This is a genomic window from Syntrophales bacterium, from assembly GCA_023229765.1.
GTDB lineage: Bacteria > Desulfobacterota > Syntrophia > Syntrophales > UBA5619 > DYTH01.
The window spans coordinates 65461-89883 of record JALNYO010000011.1 but is presented as its reverse complement, the minus strand read 5'-3'; the positions used below and the strand labels follow the sequence as shown (position 1 = coordinate 89883).

Below are 24423 nucleotides of genomic sequence, written 5' to 3'. Positions count from 1 at the left end.
GTCTCCTTCAGCTTCCCCCTTCACAACGGTTTGTCTGGTTTAACGGAACGTGGCCGGAGGTAGGCGCCCCAGTAACTCATTCCTACAAATACACCGCCGCCGATGATATTGCCGATCGTCGCAGGAACCATGTTTTTCCATAAGAAACTTATCCAGTTGAGCGATTCAGGGTCATAGACCGCCGGAGCCGCAATCCCAGCCCAGTTGTGCAGAAATATCCCGGCCGGAATAAAGTACATATTCGCCACAACATGCTCGAAGCCAATTGCAACAAAAGCCATAATTGGAAAGTAGATCGCAAAGATCTTGCCCACCGTCTGGCGGGCGGCAAGCGCCATCCAGACCGCCAGGCAGACGAGCCAGTTGCAGCCGATTGCGCGGACAAGCACCTACACGAAGGTAAGGTTTACCTTAGTGTAGGCGATACCCACGGCGGACGCGCCGAGCGCCCCGTCGCCGGTTTTCCAGAGTCCCGATAAATAAAGGATTAGGGCAAGCAGGACGGATCCCAGCAGATTGGCAAACCAGACCACCGCCCATCGCGCCGACATGGTGCCGAAGGTGATTTTTCCTGCCATTACGCTCGAAAGCATCAGATTATTTCCGGTAAAGAGTTCGGCGCCGGCGATTACCACAAGCATCAGGCCGACGCTGAAGGCCGAGCCGGCGAGAAATTTTGTAAAGCCGATCCCCATGATTTGGGGAAGATCGAAGGTCACGGTTGTGGAAAGAAGTCCTCCGAATCCGATGTATGCGCCGGCAAGGATGCCGAGCACAAACACGGTAATCCATGGCGACGTGGTCTTGCCCACTCCCACCGTCGAGGCAACGGTTTCCGCTATCGTCTGAGGCGGCTTGTCCTCCATGGTGGCAGTGGGAAACTGAACCGACTGCATGATTTTTTCGAAGCGACCGAGGGCCTTTTTTTCTTCGGTCAGTTTTCTCTGGATTGCCCCTTTGACCGTTTCGGAGATTTCCTCGGGCGTAAAAGGTTTGGGGACGTAATCCATTGCGCCCCTTTTCATCGCCTCCGCCGCCCGGCCCACCGACGGGTATCCGCTGATCATCACCACGGCCGAATCAGGGGCATGGCGGTCCAGCTCGGCGATCACGTCCATTCCATCGAAACCGGGCATTTTCCAGTCAACAAGGATAACATCAAAGGAGGAGAGGGACGCAAGGCTCAGCCCCTCCTGGGGACTTGATGTGACCGTCACGTCGAATCCCTCGCTCGAAAATATCTTGCGGCACGATTCCAGAACAATCTTTTCGTCATCTATAACGAGCATCCGTTGCACCATTAAGCGCCTCCTTTGTGATGGCTTGCATTGAGCTTGGGCCCCTGTCGCTACCAGATTTCGGCACTGAGTCTCTTTTCCAGCCATCGTCGCTGATTCGGCGTTAACGGACCAATCTGGCTTTCGATCCAATCAATGTCGCCCGTGAGAATAGCCAGTCTTTCGGGGCGGGTCAGCTCGTATTCCTCGAGCGCATCGGAGCCGTGATAAAGCAAATCGGCAATAAAATCGCTGTCTGATGAAGCCCGTTCGAGCACCTTCAGAATCTCTTCCCTGTGGGTAACAACCTGCGCTTCGGGCTCCTGGGCCGCTGCTGTGTCGAGCGCCGCAGCGATGGCTTTGATCAATTGATCCGGGGTAAACGGTTTTTCAATATAGTCCGTTGCCCCCATTTTCATGGCCTGAACCGATGACTGGATCGAGGCGTAGCCGGTAATCATGATCACCGGAAGCGAGGGCTTGGCACGTTTTACGTCCCGTAATACCCTCATGCCGCCGATATCAGGCATGCGGATATCGGTCAGCACAATGTCGTAGTTTGCCTTGACGGCAAGAGCGATTCCCTCGCGCCCGCTCAAGGTGGAATCGACTTCGTAGTTCTCGTCGGCAAGAATCTTCCGCACGCTATCGAGCACGATCTGCTCGTCATCAATCACAAGCGCCCTTTTCTTTTCCATTTTTACCCTCCTTCTTTGAAGAAATTATGAGAGCATTAAATGTGCCCGTCCGTAATCATTGTGTTTTTACATGCTTTGCTTTAATTCCGAATTTTTCCTTCAAAAAACTCCGCAAATTGTCATCCTTAGCTTTCCCAAAGCCCTTTTTGATTCTCCTATTTGCAGCATCATTACCATTAAGCGGTTTCACTATGCTGTTTCTCCACCGGCAGCCAGATAAAAAATCTTGTTCCCTTTCCAGGTTTGCTTTGCACCCGGATGGCGCCGCCATGTTCGTGGACGATGCCTAAAGAAACAGAGAGGCCAAGGCCGGTACCCTGTCCCACCTCTTTTGTCGTGAAGAAAGGATCGAACAATTTGTCGAGGTTTTCCGGGGGAATGCCACAACCGTTATCCGCGATGGTAATCTCTACTCCCATTTGGCGGGGCTCGCTCGCGGACAGATCGGTTGCCGTATTGATGTTGATGCTGTCCCCCGGTTCTGTCGCATCAAGGGCATTGAGAATCATGTTCAACAATACGCTCTGAATTTGACTGCGGTCCAGAGTGACCTGCGGCAGGGCCTCCCCGTTATTGAAGTTTATACTAACCCCTTTGACAAGTGCCTGATTTTCCATCATTGATACAGTGGCCCTCACAAGGCGGTTTACATCGGTCGGCTCCCGGTCAAGTTTTGTTTGTCGGGAGAAATCGAGCAGACCCTTGACGATTTTACGCACCCGCTCCGTGGACTGCACAATAACCTCAAGATCAGAGCGAATATCATCCCCCAGATCCTTCCGCCGCAGCAGCATGTGCGTGTACGTCAGAACCCCGGTGAGCGGGTTGTTGATCTCGTGAGCGACGCCTGCGGCCAGTCTGCCGACGCTTGCCTGTTTTTCAGACTGTAGCAGCCGGTTTTCGCTCTCCGCGTTTCTTCGCCTGTCACGATCCTTCAAAGATAAGACCATATCCCTGAAGGTTGTCTGCAGGACTCCAATCTCATCGCTGGATATCGGACCGATTTCGGGATTTAGATTGCCTTCTGAAACCTCCTGGCTGGCCTTTATCAAACGGTTTACAGGTTGTGTGAACCTGTCGGATAGAAAATACCCGAGCCCGATTGCCAGCAGCATGCCTGCGGCGGTGATGATAATGAACATGAAGAGGGCCTTGTTCCTGATATCGACATATTGTTCCTCCAGAACACCGGTGTAGAGCATGCCGACGCGGCTGCCAAAGATATCCTCAATCGGTTCATACGCGGTTATATACCAGTCGCTCACCACTAATGCCCGACCCGTCCAGCGCTCGCCCTTGACCAGGACGTGTTCCTTTACCTCCCGTGAAACCTGTGTGCCAATGGCCCGTGCACCCTTCGGAGTCAGTACATTCGTTGAAATCCTCATGTCCTTGAAAAAGATAGTGGCCGTCCCGACATTGCGCCCCTTGTAGATTTCATTTTGGAAAACCGTGTTCCGGACCGTATCGACAATTTTATCGGACCTGTTGAGAAGCGCTCCTCCGTATAGAACACCTATAATATTTCCCTTGTCGAATATCGGGAATGCGGCCACGAGCACCATCCCTGATGTCTCCACTTCCTCTTTCTGCTGGGGTTCACCGGTTACGGGAAGCCGTCTGACTCGCGCCATATCTGCAAGCTCCAGGCTATGGGCGGCAAGAAAACTTTTGCTGACGATTATCGTGCCGGATACGGACACCAGCCTGGCAAAGACAAGCTCTGCAATGGGGTTTTTCACCTCCACCGTTTCGCAGCGGACATCCCCCCTGCCGATTCTGCAGAGCATTTTTCCCTCTTTATTGACGACCCCGATAAAATCAAGATCGGCACGATTCTTGACAATTTGCAATCTCGGGATGATTTCCGTGACGTCCAATTTTTTCACGGCAACCTGTAACGCCGGTTCCATCGAAGATACCGATATGGGACAGGCGATGCTTTTTATCCGGTTCAGGTATATTTCACGCGCAGTGTTAAGGTCTAACCGCACGCGGTTTTTTGCCTCGCCAAGAACGCTCTCGTAGAGAAGCTGGCCTCCTATCAACAGCGAAACAAACCCAACCAGAAATACTACGGCCAGGAAACTGGCGATCAGCTTGGCTCGTGTAGAGTAAAACATAGAATATGTCCTATTTTTCTGGCGTTCCGATAAACCCCCATGCCCGTGTCGGGCACAACGAAGCATGAAAATCCAACGGTAAAATCACTGTCCCACAGACTGCTGAAGTTTGCGGAGCCCTTCTTAAAATACAGTGAATCCGGATTAGGCGGTGTGAGTTTGGATTCGCCCCTGACAACATTATGTTGGATGCGAATTGCTGTTTACCGATAAAAAAAGTCTGTTTTGGCGCGAATCGGGGGACAAGCTGAAGACCGGAATAAAACAGGCGTGTGTCTTTCGTTTTCAAGGGCATTGGCAAGTCCCTTTCTGTCATTCGGATAGCGCCAACATCGCTCGGTATCCCTGCACATGATTATTTCGAGAGTTGAGGATAATTCGCAGCCCCGCAATCATGAGGGGAGGGGAGCTGTCAATGGCGCCCCCCCTCCAATCGCTTGCCGCACCGTCTCGATCAGCTCGTCAGGGGTGAAGGGTTTGGGGAGAAAGGCGGTAGCGCCCATGCTCTTGGCCTTATCCATCGTCTCATCTGTAGTGTAACCGCTCATTACCACCATGGGGATGAGTACCCCATGTTCCCGAAGCAGATTCATCAGGTAAAGTCCGTCGTGTCTGGGCATCTTGATGTCAATCAGAAGGAGGGGAAAGCTTTCATTTTCAAGAAGGGCGAGGGCATCATCTACGCTCGAAACTGGCACAACATCGAAACCCTCCGAGCAGAGAATCTTCCGGCAGCTGTCAAGCACAACTTTTTCGTCGTCAACAACCAGAACCTTCATATGCCACCCCACCAGTTATCGTTACCTGTTTACAGGCCTCAATGTCCGGGGCTACGGCTATAGGAACTGCCAAGAGCAGCGACAGGAAGTAAATGCACATTTCCCGGCTGACTCGCCATTCTTGAATCTGCTACTGATAGGTACAACATTTCTGTATGAAATTGCAAACCATTTTTTATACGGGTTTGCCAACTGAGGCAATTGCAAAACCATTTGTCATTCCCGAATGTCTCTATCGGGAGAGGTAATTGCAAAACTCCGTGTCATGCCCGAATGCTTTTGTCGGGCATCCATGATTTCAAATAGTTAAAAACTGGATTATGAACATTAAACTTCGTTTTCCCGCCCAGAAGCGTCGCGGGAATGACAGCGTTGGGAGTTTTGCAATTGGCTCGGGAATATGGTTTTTCAAGCAGTTAGAACCAGATTCCCGCTCATAATCGTTGCGGGAATGACAAGAATGGGGAGTTTTGCAATTACCTCAACTGTCAATCTTTATTGATGGCCGTCTCGCGACTGCCACCAATAAAGATTTGTGCGGATTTTCATTTCACCTGACGCGCCTATTATGAACGCATTTCCAGAAGGGGTAGGAGGCGACACTTTGACATGCATCAATTAGGGTCCGGCTTCCCGCGTAAAAGGAGAAATTTGTCTCATTTTACCCAGAGGGTTACGGAGTCCAGGGGCGCTCGTTCTCTCTCAAATTCATTGACTGGCGTCCCCGCGGCCGGGTAGCCGAGGGCTGCGCCCATGATGATGGCCTTGGAAGACGGAAGCGGGATAATTTCACGGACCATTGACGGGTAAAGAACCGTTGCGGAAAGAATACAGGTGCCGAGGCCGCGGTCATGCGCCAGCAGACAGGTTGTCTGGAGAATTGCGCCAATGTCCAGCATCCCGTATTCACGGGCAATTTCCTTGTCCAGACAAAACAGCAGCATTGCGGGGGCGCCGAACAGGGTGGCCATGTCGCTGTAATAGCGCTGCCGGGCTTCTTTGTCTCCCCGGGGGATATTCAGCGCAGTCAGCACCCTTTTCCCGATATCGTTATAGCGCTGTTTGATGGCTTCCGGCCATGTTGCCGGCATTGTGGTATCGGGTTGAGGCAGGGCGCCCTCCCTTTGCAACTGTTGATTCGCGTTTTTGAATTTTTCCAGCTTCTCCCCGGTAACGACAACGATTTCCCAAGGCTGGGTGTTTCCCCAGGAAGGGGACCAGCGGGCAGCCTCCAGGATCTCCCTGATTAACGATTCCGGAACGGCATCCGCCTTGAATTTCCTGATGCTTCTGCGCGTTGTTACTGCTTTCATGACATCCATTGTTCATTCCTCCCGCAAAATCAAAAAATAAACACCGCCGCCGCAAGCACCGTTGTATAGCCGGCATCTTTGACGATGGTCGATTGGGTGACATTGCGTGTTTTTACGATCTTCCCGCTGATCTTGAAGATCTCCTTCTTTTCATCCCAGCTTTCATCGACGTTGAAATCTATTCCGAGGGTGGAGGCAAGCATCGCCGCGGCCATGTCTTCCGCATAATCACCGGCCTGTTTTTCTGTCTGGCCAAAGGAGTGGTGTTCGCTGATGTACCCGTAGGAACGGGGATCCGCCGGAATTGCGCACCCGACGGAGGCCACCAATAGCCGTTTTGTTTCGTTGCTGCAGCAGCGGCTCATAACGCAAAAGGTGATTCCCCCTGCAACCAATTCCTTCAGCCCTTGACTTTTCGAGGTAATCTTGCAGTTTGGCGGCACAATGCTGGAAACCTGCACGAGGTTGCATCTTTCAATCCCCGCGTCGCGCAGCGCCCGTTCAAAGGAATGGAGTTCATCCTTATGCGTTCCTACTCCCTTCGTGAAAAACATCCTCTTGGGAACATAACTATCCATTGCTTCCCTCCTTAACTATTATTATTTCCATCCTGGTTAAGGAAAAACAGACGTAAAATCTGTGATTTCCCTATACATTATATTTAATGGGGCTGTATATCAATTTTCATGAAGTATTGCCACAAAAAATAAACCTTCGCTGGCGAGGAGATATCTGTGTTTATCCTGAAATCTTTTGAGCCAATTGCAAAACTCCCAACGCTGTCATTCCCGCGACGCTTCTGGGCGGGAAAACGAAGTTTAATGTTCATAATCCAGTTTTTAACTATTTGAAATCATGGATGCCCGACAAAAGCATTCGGGCATGACACGGAGTTTTGCAATTACCTCTTTTGATAATCAAAATTAGAGCTTGCCAAATGTTCATAATCCACCTACCGCATAATTTTCCGGGTCCCGGCTTTTTTGCAAAGGGCCTGTCCACAAATAACATGGGCAAGATTGCGCTCAGATTTGGGTTGGATTTGGTTGCGGCGATTGAACAAAACCGCAGACGTAGCAGCGCTACGGTGAGGATTTTGTGATTGAGTCGCAGCCAAAGATGGCCCAAAGATGAGATGCAAGATGTTCAGGTTATTTGTGGACAGGCCCAAAGCTCGCGCAGAGGCATGGCGTCCTCAAGAAGGACAAAAAAATGTTGACAATCGGAATATGAAGTAGGATGTTGCCATTGGCAATGAATTGATTAAGGCAAACAGTTGTTTATAAAAGCGGCAGACAGTTTATGTTTATGCATGGTTGATTGCAAGGATCTTTCATAAACAAGGAGGAAAATATGGCGCCAGCAACTGCTAACCAGAATAGTCATGAAAAGGAAAGAACCGTCCACTTGCTTGACGAGTTGTTTTGTGTTGACGAGGGGCCGCGGATCGGCGTTCGCTTATGGGACGGCTCAAACTGGCCGGGAGATGTTTCCACCTCCACAAAGATCGTCTTGAAGCACCCGGGGGCACTGCGGGCCATGTTTCTGCCAGGGCATGAGCTGGGACTGGGCGAGGCCTATCTCTATGACGATTTCGACATAGAGGGCAATTGCGAGGAGGTATTCGATCTCGCCGAGGATTTGGCGCGCCGCACCTCCGGGTGGCGCGTCAAATTGCGGGCAGCCAAGGAGCTTCTGAGCCTGCCGGCAGATGGCGAGCACCCCTGGTTAAAGGCTCATGGCGACGCATTTCGCCGCCCCCCGGTCAAACTTACCGGCAGACCTCATTCACAAGAGCGGGACCGTCAGGCGGTAACTTTTCACTACAACGTCTCCAACGAATTCTACAAACTCTGGCTCGATCGGAGAATGGTCTATTCTTCCGCATATTTTCAATCGCCCAAGGAAGATATCGATAGTGCGCAGGAAGGCAAGCTGGATTACATCTGCCGGAAGTTGCGCCTTAAGCCGGGGCAGAAATTTCTCGACATCGGCTGCGGCTGGGGGGCTTTAGTGCTGCATGCGGCAGAGCGTTACGGGGTTGACGCCACCGGGATCACCTTGTCCGAACCCCAGGCGGAACTGGCCAATGGTCAGATAGCGGCGGCGGGGCTTGGCGATCGCTGCCGCGTCCTGGTTGCCGACTATCGTGATCTTGAAACAAAGGAAGGTTATGATGCGCTGGCGAGCGTGGGCATGTTCGAACATGTAGGCGAAGCGCTTTTGCCCGTATATTTCCGGCAGGCTTACGACCTGATGAAGCCGGGCGGGGTTTTTCTCAATCACGGAATTGTGCGATGCATGGGTGATGTTCCCCACGCCGGTCGGAACTTTGTTGACACATACGTTTTCCCTGATGGCGAGCTTATCCCGGTCAGCGTCACCCTGAAAGCGGCAGAAGATATCGGTTTTGAGATTCGGGATCTGGAAAGTCTTCGCGAACACTACGCGCTGACGCTGCGCCACTGGGTGAGGCGCCTCGAAAAGGCCCACAAAGAGGCGCTCAATTATGTCGATGAGCCAACCTACCGGGTATGGAGGTTGTATATGTCCGGCTCGGCGAACGGCTTTGCCCGCGGCAGAATTAACGTCTATCAGGCCTTGCTCAGCAAGCCCGGGGTGCAGGGGAAAAGCGGCCTTCCGTTGACACGGGGCGACTGGTACCAATCGGGGGATAAGACTGTTTAATTTATCGGTCATCCCCATCTTTTTGGAGAAGCCCCATAAGTTCGCGGATTTCGTTAACGGAAGCAGGTGACTCGCGACGCTTGATCTGGATTTTGATGCGCGGAATCGTCGTACCGAGGGGATCCTGGTAGGCGACGACGTCGATGCCGAGGGCACGCACCTTCAGAATGCGCCCCCCCACATCCATTGCATACGTGAACGACTGGATTTCTTTCATGCCCGACCTCACTGCGATGCGTTCATGGAATAGGACATCGTCTGATTGGACATACGGCGATTTAAGATATCCAATAACGACCTGAGAGTGTCCAATAAATCACATTACCGGGAAATAACGCCTCGTTTTCAAATAGCCCCTCAGATTCATTCGTCAGACAGTGTCTGACGAATAGGTATGAGTAACAAGCCTGCGGCAAATTGACGCCAGAATCGCCTTGCGTCTTGCCTGGATAAAGATGGCGGCAACACAGTCGAGAAGGTTGCCGTAATTTCTCGGCACTATTTCACCTTTTCGCAAGCGTTGTAAAAAACTTCTTTACAACAGGTGGCAATCAGGTTCACAAAACGGCCCAGTCATCTACCAATGGAGGTAGAAGGAGCTCGGGGACCGCCTCAAAAGGCGGTCGCTGTATTTTAGAGCCTTTTTTTATAACGCCTGTTTTTAAATAAAAATTACTTTGACTTCCGTGCCGCAATGTGCAAATCGACAATCAAGCCGTAAGGCTGGTGGCCCTTTGCCTAAGGTTTAGAACCGTGGCTGTGCCTCAGTCGCCGTTAAGACTGGGGTTTTTTTATTTCCAGCAGTCCGCTTTATGAACATTAAAATCCGTTTTCCTGCCGTATCTTTTCCAGGTAGCTCTCATCCCACCGCGCCCAGTGCAATCGCGATGAAACTTTCCCAACAGGGTTTATTGTTAGTCGCATTGTTTAATCCAATCTCCATATCTTGCAGTTAACAAAAGCATCTCTCTTGAATGATTATATTTATTTCGTAACATCGGTAAAGTTTATTGATAAACATGCTTCGTTTTATTGCTCATCATACTCAAACAATACCCTCTGCGGAGTCCGGCGATTACCGATTTTACAGGATCCCTTGTCATTGGATAATAAACAAAAACATATCTATCTTATTTCATTTCATTATTTACCATTAGAAAGTTTATTATCCACCAGCTCGGATAATGAAAGAAAAGATTGCTGTACATAGCCACCACCGACCCTCATATACTTCGTTCCCCGTTTTCCCTTGCTGGTATCCGACACCAGCACGTCTGCTTCCACCCATTTCATGCCGGTTTTCTACAGGGCAAAACTTTTTCAGCTTCGTCAATAACGCAATAACATCGCAAGCTTCCGAATGCCGGTTGACCGGCATCCCTCCAAAAAACCGGAGACTCCCAAGACCAAAACTGCGATGGGTCAGCAAAATGCAGGCCGGGTCACCCGGCCCGACGCGATAGCTTTCCCAACAAATAACGAACCCGTAAGCTCTTGTAACTTTTATGTAAGCAAGTTTTCCCCTTCTCCATATCCGAGTGATGGTTTTTGATCATTAACGCCGCTGCCTTCATTGCTTCAGTGCAAAAGCTTGCAAGTCATTTTTGATATAGTATTTTGCCCCAAATTTCGTAAAAAGTTCTTCCGCATCGTAAAGAAATTTACCCCAGTTCACAGTTTTTTCTTGTTCTTTCATGTGGTTTAGCTTGCCTACCTTCCAGAAATCCACATAGGGATGCGCCATCCGAATCACCGTAAGCGCTTGCGCGGGATCGATCACCGGTTCAAGGCTGACCCAGGTAAAAATGCCCGCTTTGTGAGCGGCTTTCAAAACGGTCAGCCGGTCATCCACGGTCGAGGCGCGCGGTTCCCAATCCTTGCGGATAGAGTCATCGGCGAAACAAAGCGTAATGCCCAGTTGCGTGTGAGTATCCTTCATCAGTCCTATGTCTTCCTGAATGAGATCCACACATCCTTTGGTCAATATCTGGCTGTTCAGTCGGTGTTTTGCAACAATTCCCAGCGCCTGCTGTGTCAGTCGTTCCGTGCGCTCAATCGGCTGATACGGATCACTCAGAAAGCAAAAGAGAATGCGCCGCGAATCGCCACGCAGTTTTATGGCGTCTTTTTCGAGGTTTTGCAGCACATCACGGCGCGGCGCCGCTGTCGCATGCCACTTTTTTTCTGTTGTTCGCATACACTACGGCGCATAGCAGTACCGGCAGCCATGTGTGCATCCGCGATAAAGATTGCATGCCAGTTCGGAGTATTCCCGCGCCCGTCCTTTCGGTTCATAGACGACATTCATATGCAAACTCCCTCAAAATGTTTGATTGTTTCCGTAGTCGCCTTCTTCCGTGAATCGTATGAAACATGAAATACTTGATCAGGCAGTTTTTTCTTGATAAGATTATATACGCTTCACCATGTTACGTCACTCTTATGTATTTGGTAATAACGTATAACATTTCTAATTCAACTGGAATCCTTCCTCTTTGAGTCTGATCAACAATTTCATTAAATATTTACACCGACTTTCCGTTGGCATCATAGATGGTATTGATACTGCAACCTGTAAAATACCCATATCCTTCTCGTTCAGGTGTTTATTTAATACTCCAAATTTGCTGATTTCTTTCCATTTTTCCGGTCCAATCTCAAGTACCATTTTTTGACAAGTTATTCCGTCATCAACCTTCTGGACCTTTTTCGCATCCTTCTCAACAGCATCTCTTTCGTCTATTCCAATAAGTTCTGCTAAAAAAGCCTTACTCAGATCCATATCGAACGCTTTCACCTTTAACCAGCAACCATCTTTCTTGCACCATTCCGTTACGTTGGAAATGCTGGCTGGCGTGTCAGTGATTATCTGTTGAATCTGATATGAAACATCTTCCAGCGTCTTATAAACCCCCATGCCCGGTGCGGGCTCAACGAAGCATGAAAATCCCCCCTTACCCCCCTTTGGTAAAGGGGGGATGGGGGGATTTTCATACAAAAAGTATCGCTTATTGTCTGCTTTTCCCAGATTTTCAAAAAGTCGACCGCCATCTTCATTCGGGAAACTTTTTCTGCAAGCCAGGCGATTGTATAAACAACTATATCGGTATTTAAGTGAACCTAAAAAATATTTAAATCACAGTAAAACCTATTTCTTTTAAATACTCAAAAGTTGAATCATAAAACTTTGGCGGTCTGGTACAATCCTCTATATCGCCCGGGGGAATAACAATCACCATACCTTGACGAGCGCGTGTTAGAAGTACGCGATAAGCATTCTTTAGATAATTTTTACGTTCTTCTTTTCTTATTTGATTCCAGCGACTTCCAACAAATGACCAATTACCCCAACCTTTTTCAGTGTATCTAAAATCAGCATCCCATGTTACGCATACCCAATCAAGTTCTAACCCTTGCACATGAAATTCAGTTGCTACATCTTCTAAGTAATATGAGGAGCGGACATCTTCCTTCCCATCAAGAAACCAATGGATTGGATCCATTGTAGATTTTACAAATATTGCATGAGGTTTTAATCGCTCGGCTTGCGATGAAACAACCATTCCATATCGTTCTGTACCGCGTGCCTGCTGCTTTAGCCATCGTTTTGCCTTGGCAAGATCGCGGGTGATGACAATTGGATATTTTGCTCTCACTTTTTCGAGTGTACTCCTCGCCTCCTCGATGTTGCGATCGAGCAATTGCTTCATTAGAAGTGAAACATGCTCAGCGCGGAAAGAACGCATAGAAACCGCAAGATGTAATGACTCATTGTACTCCACATTTGGACGAGATTCTAATTTTTTCAACATCTCTACTGCGCTATATTCGCTATCGTTGAGCCGATCCGAAATATAAATATCCCAATCAGTAAATGAGCGTTCCAGTGATTGAATCCATTCGCTGATTCCTGCCTCGCCAGTATTGATTTCCTGACCGCCTCCAACTAAGCACACAACCACAGCCCAATCTTTGTGTCGATCAAGACATGACATCAGAAACTCCGGCTCAGACTGATTGAAATTATGCTGTTTCTTTTTTTGGCTCATGAAATTTGCGGTTTGTTCTAAATTCCAAGCGCGCTGAGCTTCGTCAAAAATCGCTACATGTTCTATTGGTGGTGTATCCAATTCAATAAGGCAATTATCCCGGAAATTGTGTACATTCTGGATAAACATCTTAACCTCACTCATCGCCTCACCTTTTTTGATCTTTGCTCCCTTCTCTTTTTCTCGTTTAACTTTATCACGAGCCAATGCTTCGCGCAAAATTGCTACGAGAGGACCATTGCCAGAAAGGAAAACGCTATAGAGATCGTTGGATTTATCAATGTGTGTAGTTGCTATATGGAGTCCGACCAATGTTTTGCCGGCGCCAGGGACACCGGTTACGAAACAAATGGATTTGCGGGAATTCTCTTTTGAAGAACGGATAATGGCAGATACCGCATCTGATGTTTGACTGAGATTTATGGCGCTGGCATCACTCCGGGAGATGTCCTCAACAGAATGATTGTTATATAGTGCCATTGCTGCTTCGATGATTGTTGGAGTTGGACAATATCGTCCTTGCTCCCATTGGGCTCGGTTAATCTCGCTTCCTTCACTAAAGCACAATACGTCTTCAATTACTTTGCCCAGTAATCCAATATTACTCTTGATAGGAAGAAGCAGCTTGTCGTTTTGTGGTGTTGTTGCGACAATCGAATAGATGCTTTTCGCTTTTGTTGCGATTAGAATTGGGGCAATGAATTGCTCGTGACTTGATTCGTGGAAGTTCTTTAGATCCAAAGCATAATCCATAACCTGATCGATAGCATATGAGCTGTATTCTTTTTCACCAATTTTGAATTCGAGAATAAAGATTACCGACCCGATAAGAATTATCACATCAATACGCTGCCCCATGCGAGGGATAGAATATTCAAAATAAATTGACCCTTGGTAAGACGGTAAAACTGCTTTCAAAATGATGATTTCTGCTAACCAAGCATCCTTCTGAGTTTGGTCCAAGGAAAATTCGTTTTTTAGCGCTATTTTTCCTATTATCTCTTCAGGCGAGGTAATCAGGAAATTTGTGATGGAGTCATCGTAATACGCGCGCTTCATAATGTAATTCTCGTTTCACGCAGACTGTTTCCGGATTCATTCGTGAGAAAGGTGAGGTCAGACGACATTTCTTTCCTTTCTGTAAATATTTAAGACAGATTTTACAACCTTGTGCCAATATCCATATAAACCGACTTCCGATGCCTGATGGCCAGAATCCACACCTCGGACTCGACCAGTTTGAACACGACCCGGTAATCACCCACGCGGAGCTTCCAGTATCCTTTCAGCGATTTACGCAAAGGCTCGCCATAGTTGTGAGGCGCACTCCGCAATCGGTCCTCGATGGCCTTACGGATTCTGTCCTTTGTCTTTCGATCAATAAGAGGCAAATCCTCAACGCAAACATCGGGATGGTAGTGTAATGTAAAAGGCATGGATTATTTCCACACATCGTCATGCGAGAGCGCCGCTTTTCTGTCGAAGGTCTTCATGCGTGCATCGCCAAAAGCTGCAAGGGCGACATCCTCCCGCAGGTCAATTGCCTCCCGGATAAGGTCACGAGCAATAGTGGACATGGAAAGGCCCTCAATCGCTGCCAGGTCATGCATAGCACTATATAGCGGCGGCTCAACAACAATGCTCACTCTCGGATTTTTGGCGGGCATAGTCTTCCTCCTTTTTGGGCAGGGGTAACACTTATGACGCACCACGTCAAGACTAAAATACCTTGAAATTGCAGCATGATTATCGATTGAAAGGGCGGAGGCCATGAAGTATGCCTTGACTATGAGCAGGGAGTAACGTGCAAATTAACAAAGGCGCTTGAGTTGGGTGCACCTAAAACTAAGGATGGAAACGGGGATCCGTAGCGAGAAAAGAAACTTGAAAAGGTTTCCATAGAAGTCAGATACCGTACTTAACGCCGGTCACGGGCATAAAGCCAACTAAAATTGGAGCTGAAAATGGGAAGATCCATGTATAATTTCGGGAAGCAGACGAAAGAAAAGGCAAGACAACAGAAACAACTGGACAAGGCGGCAAAACGCATGGCGGCCAAACAATAGAAGGCTAATCTGGAAGCGGGCGTTCCCATCACGGATTCAGCGATAGATGTCCAGCCTTTGGTGGACAACAACGTGAAAAGCCCCGCATTAAAATCCTTTCCGCATTATATTCGATGCTATCTCGTCAATCAAGAAATGCTATCCGACAGCCGCCCCTGTTCATCCCAGCCCCGCAGTTGATAGTAATCCCCGATCATCCGCTCCAGGTCTGCCTTGGCGATTACCTTGCCGCTTTCCGGCAGGGGCTCGTTATGAAAACGATCCGGCAGGGAATCGTCACTTTGCATCATTCCTTCCCGCAGATTGAATTCCCGGCAGCGGGAGAGGACATGATTGGAAAATTTGCCGATTTCCTCCTTCCCCCAGTCCAATCCGGTTGTCATATGCACAATGCTGGATAGTTCCTTCCAGGAGTAAAGATCCCGGTAAAAACGACAGGTGATCAGGCAATCGGCAAGGATCAGACGATCCTCGAAATCAATAAAGAGTTCCGCTTTCCCATCGATCCGGTCGGGGGCGATTATTCCTGCCAATTCCGCCTTGTAGAAGGTGGAGCGCAGGTGGCAGGCGCCCCGGTCAGAGGTGGCGTAGCCGAGCCCCATTCCTTTGAACACCCGTGGATCATAGCCGGCCGGCTCCATTCCCTTGACGTGGATGGCGATATCCTCCAGACCCCACGTTTGCGCGGCGCTGCGGATCCCGTCGGCCAGAATGGCGCCGATGCCCTGACGATAGGCGATTTGCTTGAGCAGCGAGGCTATTGCGTTGGCATCGCCGTAATCAAGCTTCTCTTTTATCTTCCCGCGGCGCGAAGCCTCGATCGTCAGACCGGCCAGATTGCCGGCGGTGATCGTGTCTATTCCCAGGCGGTCGCAGATATCGTTTAAATAGATGATCTCCTCCACGCTTTTTATGGCGCACAAACCTCCGAAAGCGTACAGGGTTTCATATTCCGGCCCTTCGATCGTCAACCCCTTGTGGGGGCCCTCCTGGACGGTGCTCAACCGACCGCAGGCGATAAAACAGCGGGCGCAGGCCCTCGGGGTTACGTTACACCGTTTGTTAAGCGATTCGGCGCTGATCGCCTCCCAGCCATCGAGCACCCCCTTTGACCAGTACCGGGTAGGAAACGCCTGCGCCTTGTTCAGTACTTCCACCATCATCGGCGTTCCCAGCTTCCGGTATTTGGCGGCCCCGGCGTCGGTTTTGCCCTTCTCCAGAATCTCCCGGGCGAAGGCTGCAACCTCGTCGGGAAAGGCGAGGGGGCGTTTCCGATTTCCATGAAAACAGAGGGCTTTGATCTTTTTTGAGCCCAGCACCGCCCCGACGCCGGTACGTCCCGCCGAACGCCAGTAATCGTTTTCGATCAGCGCGAACCGGACCAGATTCTCCCCCGCCGGGCCGATGACGAGGGCGGCGGCCCGCTGTGAGTCCCCGCCGGTGCGTTTTTTTCCGATCTTTTCGAGGACCTTGTCCTCCGTGGCGTAGGTGTCCATGCCCCATAAATCCACCGCGGAATGAAAGCGGACGGTTTCGTCGCTGATCTCGAGGAAAATCGGTTCCAAAGAAGCGCCCCGGATGACGATCGCGTCGTAGCCGGTGCGACTGATCCTCTCCGCCGCCTTGCCCCCTGAATATGATTCGGAATAAAGCCCGGTCTGCGGGCTTTTCGTAAAAATTCCGTGACGGCAGGAGCCGTAAATCAAGGTATCGGTGACGGGGCCGACGGCGATTATCAAGTTATTCTCCGGGGCGAGGGGATCAACGCCAGGCGGGTTTTCCTCCAGAAGCAACTTTGCGCCCAGCCCTTTTCCGCCGAGGGTTTCTTCCAGTTCCCCGTCGGATAACTCCCTGATCGAAAAGGAACGCTCGCCGACATCAATTTTTAGCAGACGATTGAAAAAACCGTACATGGGATTCTCCCTTTTCTGTTTTGCAATGCTTCTCTTAAAGTCTTTGCGCCTTTACCGGGGCATTCCCCCGGCCTTTGGCAGAATGCGATTTTCGGTAAATTGCGCGTTTCAGATGTCGCGATTAAATCCGGACTGTTTGCCGGTGATCTGCTCGATATCAATCCTTATAATTGTTATTTTTTCCAGATCATTCTCGCTCAAGGCAACGATTTTGTCCGTATATTGACTGATGATTGTCCTGAGCGCCGCGCTTCTCTCTTCAATATCCTCGAGGAAACAAGCATTTCCGAAGCCGATCACGCTTTTGTAGCGCATGGTGAACGAACAGGCCCGGGGAGTGGGGAGAACCTCGCAGTCCGTTTCAAACTCAAAACAGACAAGGGGATTGCCCTTGAGTATCTCGATTTTTCTTCCTTCTTTGGCGCTGTGCAGGTAGATGTTTTTCCCGTCGTAGCCAAATGACATGGGAATGACATAGGGCATCTTGCCGTCGCACATGGCTATCCTGCAGGCGAGGGATTTGTGGATAATGGAATCAATAAGCTTCCGCTCTGTTATTTCCTTGTCCGCTCTTCTCATGGGTTCTCTCCAGTTGCAGCTTGGTAATTTACGCTTGGTTCTGGTAAGCTATGTCTATATTTCCCCCGTTCGGCAATGTCCTGACTGCTTGCTTCCACCTACCTACTCCTCCGAAAAAGAAAAAATTCCTTGACGGGCGGCGCCCGTTCTTTCTATATACCCGGCGCGCAAATGGTCAATTATTTCTTTCATCAGCCATTTGAGGCAATTGCAAAACCATTTGTCATTCCCGAATGTCTCTATCGGGAATATGGTTTTTCAAGCAGTTAGAACCAGATTCCCGCCCAGAAGCGTCGCGGGAATGACAGCGTTGGGAGTTTTGCAATTACCTCATTTGTAAAAACTTGCAGCAGCAACTTTGGCAACAGGCGATAAGAGAAGATAGTATGGAAAAAAGCAGGACAGCAATCAGACCAGGGATATCCATCGATGTGGTAGATCAGGACAGACACATGAAGTCCATCGCCTATGACGTAATAGACCGCCGGATCATTATTGCCCAAACCGCCCCCCCGCTTACCAAATATAATTTAAACCGGGAAATAACGCTAACCTTTATTCTCAAGCAAGGGGGAACCCCTTTTCGTTATGGTTTGCAGGCCAGGGTAACCGATTTTATCCCCAATTACAAGCTGGCTTCCACCGAGGTTGTGGCCGTCGGTCTGGAACGCACAACCAACCCGGAAATATGCAACCTGAGGATGGATTTTCGCGTCCATTCCCCCGCAGACAGCAATTTCGCCATTGAAATGAAAGGCAGAAAACTCAGCATCATCGATGTTTCCGCCGGCGGATTTCAGTTCAGCTATCGGGGCGATGATTTACCGAGAATCAATGAAGATTTTGAAATGACCCTGATTATAGATGGCGATTCTTTACGGCTGAAGGCAAATGTTTTGAGGATAACGACGCCCCTGCATCATGATCGTAGCCTGCGTCATGTTTGTGTAAAATTTGTCGGCAGCAGCAGGGAATATGAACGGCATCTGATGAAAAAAATAATTGAAATTCAGCGGAAACTGTTAAATGAAGGAAAACTTCCTTAGTCTTCACCAATAACACTCCACAGCGCACAAGAAAGGATCAGCTATGAACATAATTGTTTCCGGATCGCTTGCCTATGACCGCATCATGTCTTTTCCCGGACATTTTTCCGACCATATACTGCCTGACAAGATACACGTTCTGAACGTCTGCTTTCAGGTAAACGGGATGAAGGAAAAATATGGCGGCACCGCGGGAAATATTGCCTACTCCTTGGGATTAATGGGTGAAAAGCCGATCATCTCGGCGACGATCGGTCAGGACTATGCGCGCTACTTCGCATGGCTTGCCCAGAACGGGATCTCAACGGAGGCCATAAAGATCATCGAAGAGGAATTCACCGCCGGGGCCTATATCACGACCGACCTTGCCGACAATCAAATTACCGGGTTCAACCCTGGCGCCATGCAGCATCCCGCCGGCATGAATTTTGAGGGCATGAAGGCGGAAGAGACCATTGTTATCGTCTCCCCCGGCAATATGGACGATATGATCAATTACCCAACCGCCTGCAAGCAAAAGGGAATCAGTTACATATTTGATCCCGGGCAATCGCTGCCTGTCTGGGATGCAAACGAACTGCTCCGGGCGATCTCGGGCTGTAAAATACTGATCGTCAACGACTACGAACTGGAGCTTATCGTCAATAAAACAGGGATGAAGCAAAAAGACCTGCTGGAACTGGCCGGCGCGATCATCACCACGTTGGGAGAAGCAGGTTCACGGATTTCCACCAAGGAGGGCGATATCAGCATTGCTCCGGCAAAGACGAGAAGGGTTACCGACCCGACCGGGGCCGGCGACTCCTACCGGGGAGGGCTGATCAGCGGGCTTGTCCGGGGACTGGAACTTGAACAGAGCGCGAAAATGGGAAGCGTCTGCGCGTCGTTCGCGGTGGAGTGTTACGGCACTCAGGAATACAGTTTTAAGCCTGATGAATTTACCGAAAGGCTGAATGGCTGACCGGACGCGACGGAGCGCGTCCCTCCATTTTATGAACATTAAGCTCCGCTTTGTGAACATTAAACTACGGAGCCAATTGCAAAACTCCCAACGCTGTCATTCCCGCCCCCGCCTACGCGGGGGTAAACTCTGGGCGGGAAAACGAAGTTTAATGTTCATAATCCAGTTTTTAACTATTTGAAATCATGGATGCCCGACAAAAACATTATGAACATTAAGCTTTGCTTTCGGGCATGACACGGAGTTTTGCAATTACCTCTACGTTTTCATCGTTCGTTGTGCCCGCCCAGGGCACGGGGGTTTTAAACAGCGGTCACGATAACGTAATGCTTCTTTCCCTTACGCAGCCTTATTTCACCCTTCGCGTCGGCGTCGGCAAGGGAAATCTTTTCATCAAAGGCCTTAATCTGCCGGTCGCCTACATAACCTCCCCCCTGCGAGAGCAGACGTCTGGCCTCTCCCCGCGAGGAACACAAGCCGGCTTCCTGAAACAGTTCGAAAGCGGGTATGCCCGCCTCCAGCTCAGCCCGGCTTTTTTGAAATGACGTAATCGCATCGGTATCCAGTCCTGCGGCTGTGCGCGGTATGGCGCTGGAGGGGAATAACCCTGCTTCTACCGGCTTCAAGCCGAAGGCGCCGGCAGATGCCTTCCAGGCGGCGGCCGCTGCCTCCTCGCCATGGGTGATCCTTGTTGCTTCAAAGGCCAGCACCGTCTTGGCCATGTTCAGGCGGGCATCGGCAAGCCCTTTCACCGCGTCTATTTCCTCCATCGGCAGGAAGGTGAAGAGGGAAAGAAAACGCGCCACATCGGCATCTTCCGTGTTGATCCAGAACTGGTAATATTCGTAAGGGGAGGTAAGAGAAGCATCTAACCAGACGGTCCCCTTCTCCGTTTTTCCCATCTTGTGTCCCTGGGAGGTGGTGATAAGCGGGAAGGTGAGGCTGTAGGCCTTCTTTTCTTCCATCCGGCGAATCAGGTCAATGCCGGCGACCATATTGCCCCACTGATCGTTTCCCCCCATCTGCATCAGGCAATCCCAGTTTTTGAAGAGATGCAGAAAGTCGTAAGACTGCAGCAGCATGTAGTTGAATTCAATGAAATTCAACCCCTTTTCCAGACGCACCCGGTAGCTCTCGGCGGCGAGCATCCGGTTGACGCTGAAGTGCCTGCCGATATCCCTCAAAAATTCTATATAGTTAAGCGGCGTCAGCCAGTCGGCGTTATTGAGCAGCAGCGCCTTGCCTTCACTGAAATCCAGATAGCGGGAGAGCTGTTTTTTAATGCCCTCCGCATTGGCGTTGATCTGTTCCCGGGAGAGGATCTTGCGCATCTCGGTTTTCCCCGACGGATCGCCGATCAGCGCGGTGCCGCCTCCTACAAGCGCGATGGGGCGGTGACCTTGTCGTTGCATATGGGCCAGGGCCATGATCGGGACGAGCGAACCGATATGCAGCGAAGCCGCCGTCGGATCAAAGCCGATATAACAGGTTATGGATTTTTCCTGAAGGAGCTCATCTATTTCCGCTTCGTCGGTGATCTGTTCGATAAAACCCCGTTCCCTGAATATGTCGTAAACGCTTCTCAAAACTCTTTTCCTCCCAATAGCCTATTGCCTGCAGTCTAACAGCCTGCATCGCTAACTTTGATGCTCTCGTCAAAAGTCGAGACCTTTGAAAAACGCCCCTTCTTTGTCATTCCCGCGCAGGCGGGAAAGCGAAGCTTAATGTTCATAATCTATAAGTTCCCGAAAAGACCAGATTCCCGTTTTCACGGGAATGACAATTAACAACATTTCGGGAGAAATTCAGGTCTCAAGTCGTCATACCGTCGAAAGACGGTATCCAGTGCTTTTGTAACACCTTGAAATCTCTCGGTTATGAACATTAAACTCCGCTTTCCGGTTTTCACCGGAATGACGATTCCTGGGCATTTTTCACTTTCGACGAGTTCGTCAACTTTAAACTTTAAACTTTCTAATCAGCGCATCCGAAAAGGCACGCTCAGGCGCTCTATCTCCAGGGCCCTGCCCTCCGGCGATACTTCCACAATCACTCCCTGCAGGCGCACGTCGTTTTTGGCGACATCAAACTTGTTGGGTATCTGCAGCAAGAACCTTTGCACGATCGCATCCTTCTGCATGCCGATGACCGAATCGAGGGGGCCGGTCATGCCGGCGTCGGTAATGCAGGCGGTTCCTCCGGGCAGAATGCGCTCGTCAGCCGTCTGCACATGGGTGTGCGTGCCGAAAACGGCGCTTACCCGGGAGTCCAGATACCAGCTCAAGGCGATCTTTTCCGAGGAAGCCTCCGCATGCATATCAACAATAATGATCTGTGCCTTCTGCAGCTTTTCGATTTCCCGGTCGGCGGTGCGAAACGGGCAGTCTATCGGGTTCATAAAGATGCGGCCCTGAAGATTTATGACCCCGACGGGAATTCTGCCTTCGGTGTAAGCCAGAACGCTTCCCCGGCCGGGCGCCCCCTCGGGATAGTTGGCCGGGCGGAGCAGGGTTTCGTAATTATCAATGAAACCCAGTACTTCTTTTTTGTCCCAGATATGATTTCCGGAGGTCAGAACGTCGATATTGGCGTTATAGAGTTCCTTCACGATATCAGCCGTTACGCCGAACCCGGCAGCGGCGTTTTCGCAATTGGCGATTACGAAGTCTATGCCCCGCTGTTCGATGAGCTCGGGAAGCAGTTCCCGGACGGCCAGCCTCCCCGGTTTTCCGACAATATCGCCGATAAAAAGGATCTTCATAAAAGCGCCTCTATCGCGCGAGTTCGGAAACGCGCGTTTCCCGGATTACGGTAACTTTGATCTGCCCGGGATACGTCAATTCCGCTTCGATTCGTTTGACGATGTCCTTGCAGAGCATGACCGCATCGCTGTCGGAAATCTTTTCGTTTTCGACCATGATGCGGATCTCCCGTCCGGCTTGGATTGCAAAGCATTTGTCCACGCCGCTGAAGGAATTGGCAATGCTTTCGAGCTCTTCGAGACGCTTGACGTAGTTTTCCAGCATCTCCCGCCGCGCCCCCGGCCGCGCCGCCGACAGGCTGTCCGCCGCTTGAATCAGGACACCGAGCGGGGTATTGATCATCGGATCCTCATGGTGGGCGGCGATTGCCTGCACAATGCGCGGAGGTTCGCCGAAACGCTTCGCATAATCCGCCCCAATCGCGGCATGTGAGCCCTCCACCTTGTGGTCGATCGATTTCCCGATGTCGTGCAGCAACCCGGCCCTTTTGGCCTCCTTCACGTTCATCTTGAGTTCGGCCGCCATCATCCCCGTTAAATGTGCCACTTCGATGGAGTGTTCGAGAACATTCTGCGAGTAACTCGTCCGATACTTGAGGCTGCCGATCATCGCCACCAGTTCCGGATGCAGATCATGCACGCCGACATCGAAGCAAACCCTTTCCCCGGTTTCCTTGATGATCGCGTCCACCTCTGACCGGACCTTTTTGACAATTTCCTCTATCCGCCCGGGATGGATGCGCCCATCCGTGATCAAGCGTTCCAGCGAAAGACGCGCCACTTCCCGCCGGACTGGATCAAAGCTGGACAGAACCACCGCCTCCGGGGTGTCATCAACAATCAGATCTATCCCTGTTGCCGCTTCAATGGCCCGGATATTTCGGCCTTCGCGGCCAATGATGCGCCCCTTCATCTCGTCATTCGGCAAATTGACAACGGAAACGGTGTTTTCCGCAACATAATCATTGGAATAGCGCTGGATCGCGTAGGCGATTACTTCCCTGGCCGCTTTATCCGCGGTTCGCCGGGCCTCCTCGTCTATCTTCCTAATCATCAGTGCCGCTTCGCGCCTCGCCTCGGCTTCCATAGACTGAATGAGAACATTTTTTGCCTCTTCCGCGGTAAGGCCGGCGACCTGCTCCAGCTTTACCCGCTGCTCCTGTAACAGGCGCTCAATCTTTTCATTTTTTTCGTTAATCTGCGTCTCTTTCTGCAGGCTCAACCGCTCCCTGTTTTCTAACGCGCTTTCCTTCTGGGCGAAAGTATCGGAACGCCGTTCGAGGTTCTCTTCCTTCGACCGGAGTCGGCGTTCCAGTGATTCCAGCTCTTCCTTTCTTTCTTTTGCGTCTTTATCGAAGTCGGTTTTGACCTTGAGCAGGTTTTCCTTTGCCTGCAGGATGGCGTCCTTTTTAATTGTCTCTGCTTCTTTTCTTGCCTCGTTAAGGATTCTCGCCGAGAGACTTTCGGAGGATTCCAGTTTCTTACGCGCGAGTTTTTGCCGCAGGGCAAAGCCGATTATCCCGCCTGCGGCAAGGGCCGCCAGCAGGGACAGTATAAAGATTGTTGTATATAACAAAGTTGTCACCTCCTTGTTTTTGCGTCCAAACGTAAAGACTGGACAGAGGAAAACTGTCTGGCATTTATAGGGATGCAAGAGGCGCCGTTGGTGGGGTGCTTATGAAAAAAAGTCCTGTGTCGTAATCGGCAGTTGTCTGGAACTATTTGGAAAGGCGACGTATGATATCAATCATTTCCGAAAAGGCAGATTTGCATACAGCCATTAAAGAGCGACCGACCGTAACTCCTCATCTAAAAAGAAATAATATTGATAACTTACATTTCAGGGGATTGCCCGCTTATCTTGTCTCATTTATCGAACGTATCAACTGTTCGGCTTTACTCTCCAAATTGTCGTAAATATGCTCATTTTTTTCAGCAATCTGCAAATACTCATCCGCGATATTCAAAGCGGCCAGAATGGCGACAGTAAGGGTATTGCTACCGGCTGATTTCTGCACTTCTTCAACCTTGCTGCCGACATACCGTATAACATTGGCTACATGCTCATCCCCCGAATCGCTTACTACCGACAGTTGCTGCCCCAGGATATTAAATTCAAAGCGCTTGTTCACCATAAACCTCTCAACAAATTATGAACATGGACTTTGTT

General features: G+C 50.2%; 21 protein-coding genes and 1 pseudogene. 3 read left to right on the top strand and 19 right to left on the bottom strand.

The window, feature by feature from the left end:
• Positions 1-20 precede the first annotated feature (20 nt).
• From M0P74_08200 to M0P74_08175, 6 genes and pseudogenes are all read right to left on the bottom strand, one after another.
• A pseudogene (locus tag M0P74_08200) lies at positions 21-1289 on the bottom strand (formate/nitrite family transporter).
• A gap of 59 nt (positions 1290-1348) precedes the next feature.
• On the bottom strand, positions 1349-1975 hold the full coding sequence (locus M0P74_08195; protein MCK9363563.1) for a response regulator: 627 nt from the start codon (positions 1973-1975) through the stop codon (positions 1349-1351).
• Positions 1976-2151: 176 nt separating this feature from the next.
• Positions 2152-4098 carry a cache domain-containing protein gene (locus M0P74_08190; GenBank protein MCK9363562.1) on the bottom strand — a complete coding sequence of 649 codons (1947 nt, stop codon included), beginning with the start codon at positions 4096-4098 and terminating at the stop codon, positions 2152-2154.
• 392 nt (positions 4099-4490) lie between these two features.
• Positions 4491-4877 (bottom strand): response regulator, encoded by a 387-nt coding sequence (locus M0P74_08185; protein MCK9363561.1) that lies wholly within the window; start codon positions 4875-4877, stop codon positions 4491-4493.
• A 656-nt stretch (positions 4878-5533) separates the two neighbouring features.
• Positions 5534-6199, bottom strand: a complete 666-nt coding sequence (locus tag M0P74_08180) for a nitroreductase (protein MCK9363560.1) — start codon at positions 6197-6199, stop codon at positions 5534-5536.
• A gap of 20 nt (positions 6200-6219) precedes the next feature.
• Positions 6220-6768 carry an arginine decarboxylase, pyruvoyl-dependent gene (locus M0P74_08175; GenBank protein ID MCK9363559.1) on the bottom strand — a complete coding sequence of 183 codons (549 nt, stop codon included), beginning with the start codon at positions 6766-6768 and terminating at the stop codon, positions 6220-6222.
• Positions 6769-7543: 775 nt separating this feature from the next.
• Between M0P74_08175 and M0P74_08170 the strand changes: the two genes are divergently transcribed.
• Positions 7544-8878, top strand: coding sequence for a cyclopropane-fatty-acyl-phospholipid synthase family protein (locus M0P74_08170; protein ID MCK9363558.1), 1335 nt, complete (start codon positions 7544-7546; stop codon positions 8876-8878).
• Between the two features lies 1 nt (position 8879).
• Here the strand turns inward: M0P74_08170 and M0P74_08165 are convergent, their stop codons facing one another.
• From M0P74_08165 to M0P74_08125, 9 genes are all read right to left on the bottom strand, one after another.
• Entirely contained in the window at positions 8880-9095 is a 216-nt protein-coding gene (locus M0P74_08165; protein ID MCK9363557.1) for a restriction endonuclease, read from the bottom strand.
• A 926-nt stretch (positions 9096-10021) separates the two neighbouring features.
• The gene (locus M0P74_08160; GenBank protein MCK9363556.1) at positions 10022-10171 is read right to left on the bottom strand and encodes a hypothetical protein; all 150 of its coding nucleotides are present in this window, start codon (positions 10169-10171) and stop codon (positions 10022-10024) included.
• A 277-nt stretch (positions 10172-10448) separates the two neighbouring features.
• On the bottom strand, positions 10449-11024 hold the full coding sequence (locus M0P74_08155) for a hypothetical protein (GenBank protein ID MCK9363555.1): 576 nt from the start codon (positions 11022-11024) through the stop codon (positions 10449-10451).
• A gap of 324 nt (positions 11025-11348) precedes the next feature.
• Complete coding sequence (locus M0P74_08150) at positions 11349-11876, bottom strand: hypothetical protein (GenBank protein MCK9363554.1); 528 nt, start codon at positions 11874-11876, stop codon at positions 11349-11351.
• Positions 11877-12009: 133 nt separating this feature from the next.
• Positions 12010-13986, bottom strand: a complete 1977-nt coding sequence (locus tag M0P74_08145; protein MCK9363553.1) for a DUF2075 domain-containing protein — start codon at positions 13984-13986, stop codon at positions 12010-12012.
• A gap of 101 nt (positions 13987-14087) precedes the next feature.
• Complete coding sequence (locus M0P74_08140; protein ID MCK9363552.1) at positions 14088-14363, bottom strand: type II toxin-antitoxin system RelE/ParE family toxin; 276 nt, start codon at positions 14361-14363, stop codon at positions 14088-14090.
• Between the two features lie 3 nt (positions 14364-14366).
• Complete coding sequence (locus tag M0P74_08135; protein ID MCK9363551.1) at positions 14367-14594, bottom strand: hypothetical protein; 228 nt, start codon at positions 14592-14594, stop codon at positions 14367-14369.
• A 527-nt stretch (positions 14595-15121) separates the two neighbouring features.
• The gene (locus M0P74_08130; GenBank protein MCK9363550.1) at positions 15122-16906 is read right to left on the bottom strand and encodes an aldehyde ferredoxin oxidoreductase family protein; all 1785 of its coding nucleotides are present in this window, start codon (positions 16904-16906) and stop codon (positions 15122-15124) included.
• Between the two features lie 108 nt (positions 16907-17014).
• A complete protein-coding gene (locus M0P74_08125; GenBank protein MCK9363549.1) occupies positions 17015-17485 on the bottom strand; it encodes a pyridoxamine 5'-phosphate oxidase family protein in 471 nt (156 codons plus the stop codon).
• A gap of 386 nt (positions 17486-17871) precedes the next feature.
• Here M0P74_08125 and M0P74_08120 point away from each other — a divergent pair, with 386 nt between their 5' ends.
• Both M0P74_08120 and M0P74_08115 read left to right on the top strand, forming a co-directional pair.
• On the top strand, positions 17872-18531 hold the full coding sequence (locus M0P74_08120) for a PilZ domain-containing protein (GenBank protein MCK9363548.1): 660 nt from the start codon (positions 17872-17874) through the stop codon (positions 18529-18531).
• Positions 18532-18574: 43 nt separating this feature from the next.
• Positions 18575-19492, top strand: a complete 918-nt coding sequence (locus tag M0P74_08115; protein MCK9363547.1) for a carbohydrate kinase family protein — start codon at positions 18575-18577, stop codon at positions 19490-19492.
• Positions 19493-19794: 302 nt separating this feature from the next.
• On the opposite strand, the gene tyrS is transcribed toward M0P74_08115, so the two are convergent.
• From tyrS to M0P74_08095, 4 genes are all read right to left on the bottom strand, one after another.
• Positions 19795-21078, bottom strand: coding sequence for a tyrosine--tRNA ligase (tyrS, locus tag M0P74_08110; GenBank protein MCK9363546.1), 1284 nt, complete (start codon positions 21076-21078; stop codon positions 19795-19797).
• Positions 21079-21470: 392 nt separating this feature from the next.
• Entirely contained in the window at positions 21471-22253 is a 783-nt protein-coding gene (locus M0P74_08105; GenBank protein ID MCK9363545.1) for a TIGR00282 family metallophosphoesterase, read from the bottom strand.
• A 10-nt stretch (positions 22254-22263) separates the two neighbouring features.
• Positions 22264-23829: a ribonuclease Y gene (gene rny, locus M0P74_08100; protein ID MCK9363544.1), complete on the bottom strand. Its 1566-nt coding sequence runs from the start codon at positions 23827-23829 to the stop codon at positions 22264-22266.
• 280 nt (positions 23830-24109) lie between these two features.
• The gene (locus tag M0P74_08095; GenBank protein ID MCK9363543.1) at positions 24110-24388 is read right to left on the bottom strand and encodes a cell division protein ZapA; all 279 of its coding nucleotides are present in this window, start codon (positions 24386-24388) and stop codon (positions 24110-24112) included.
• Positions 24389-24423 lie beyond the last annotated feature (35 nt).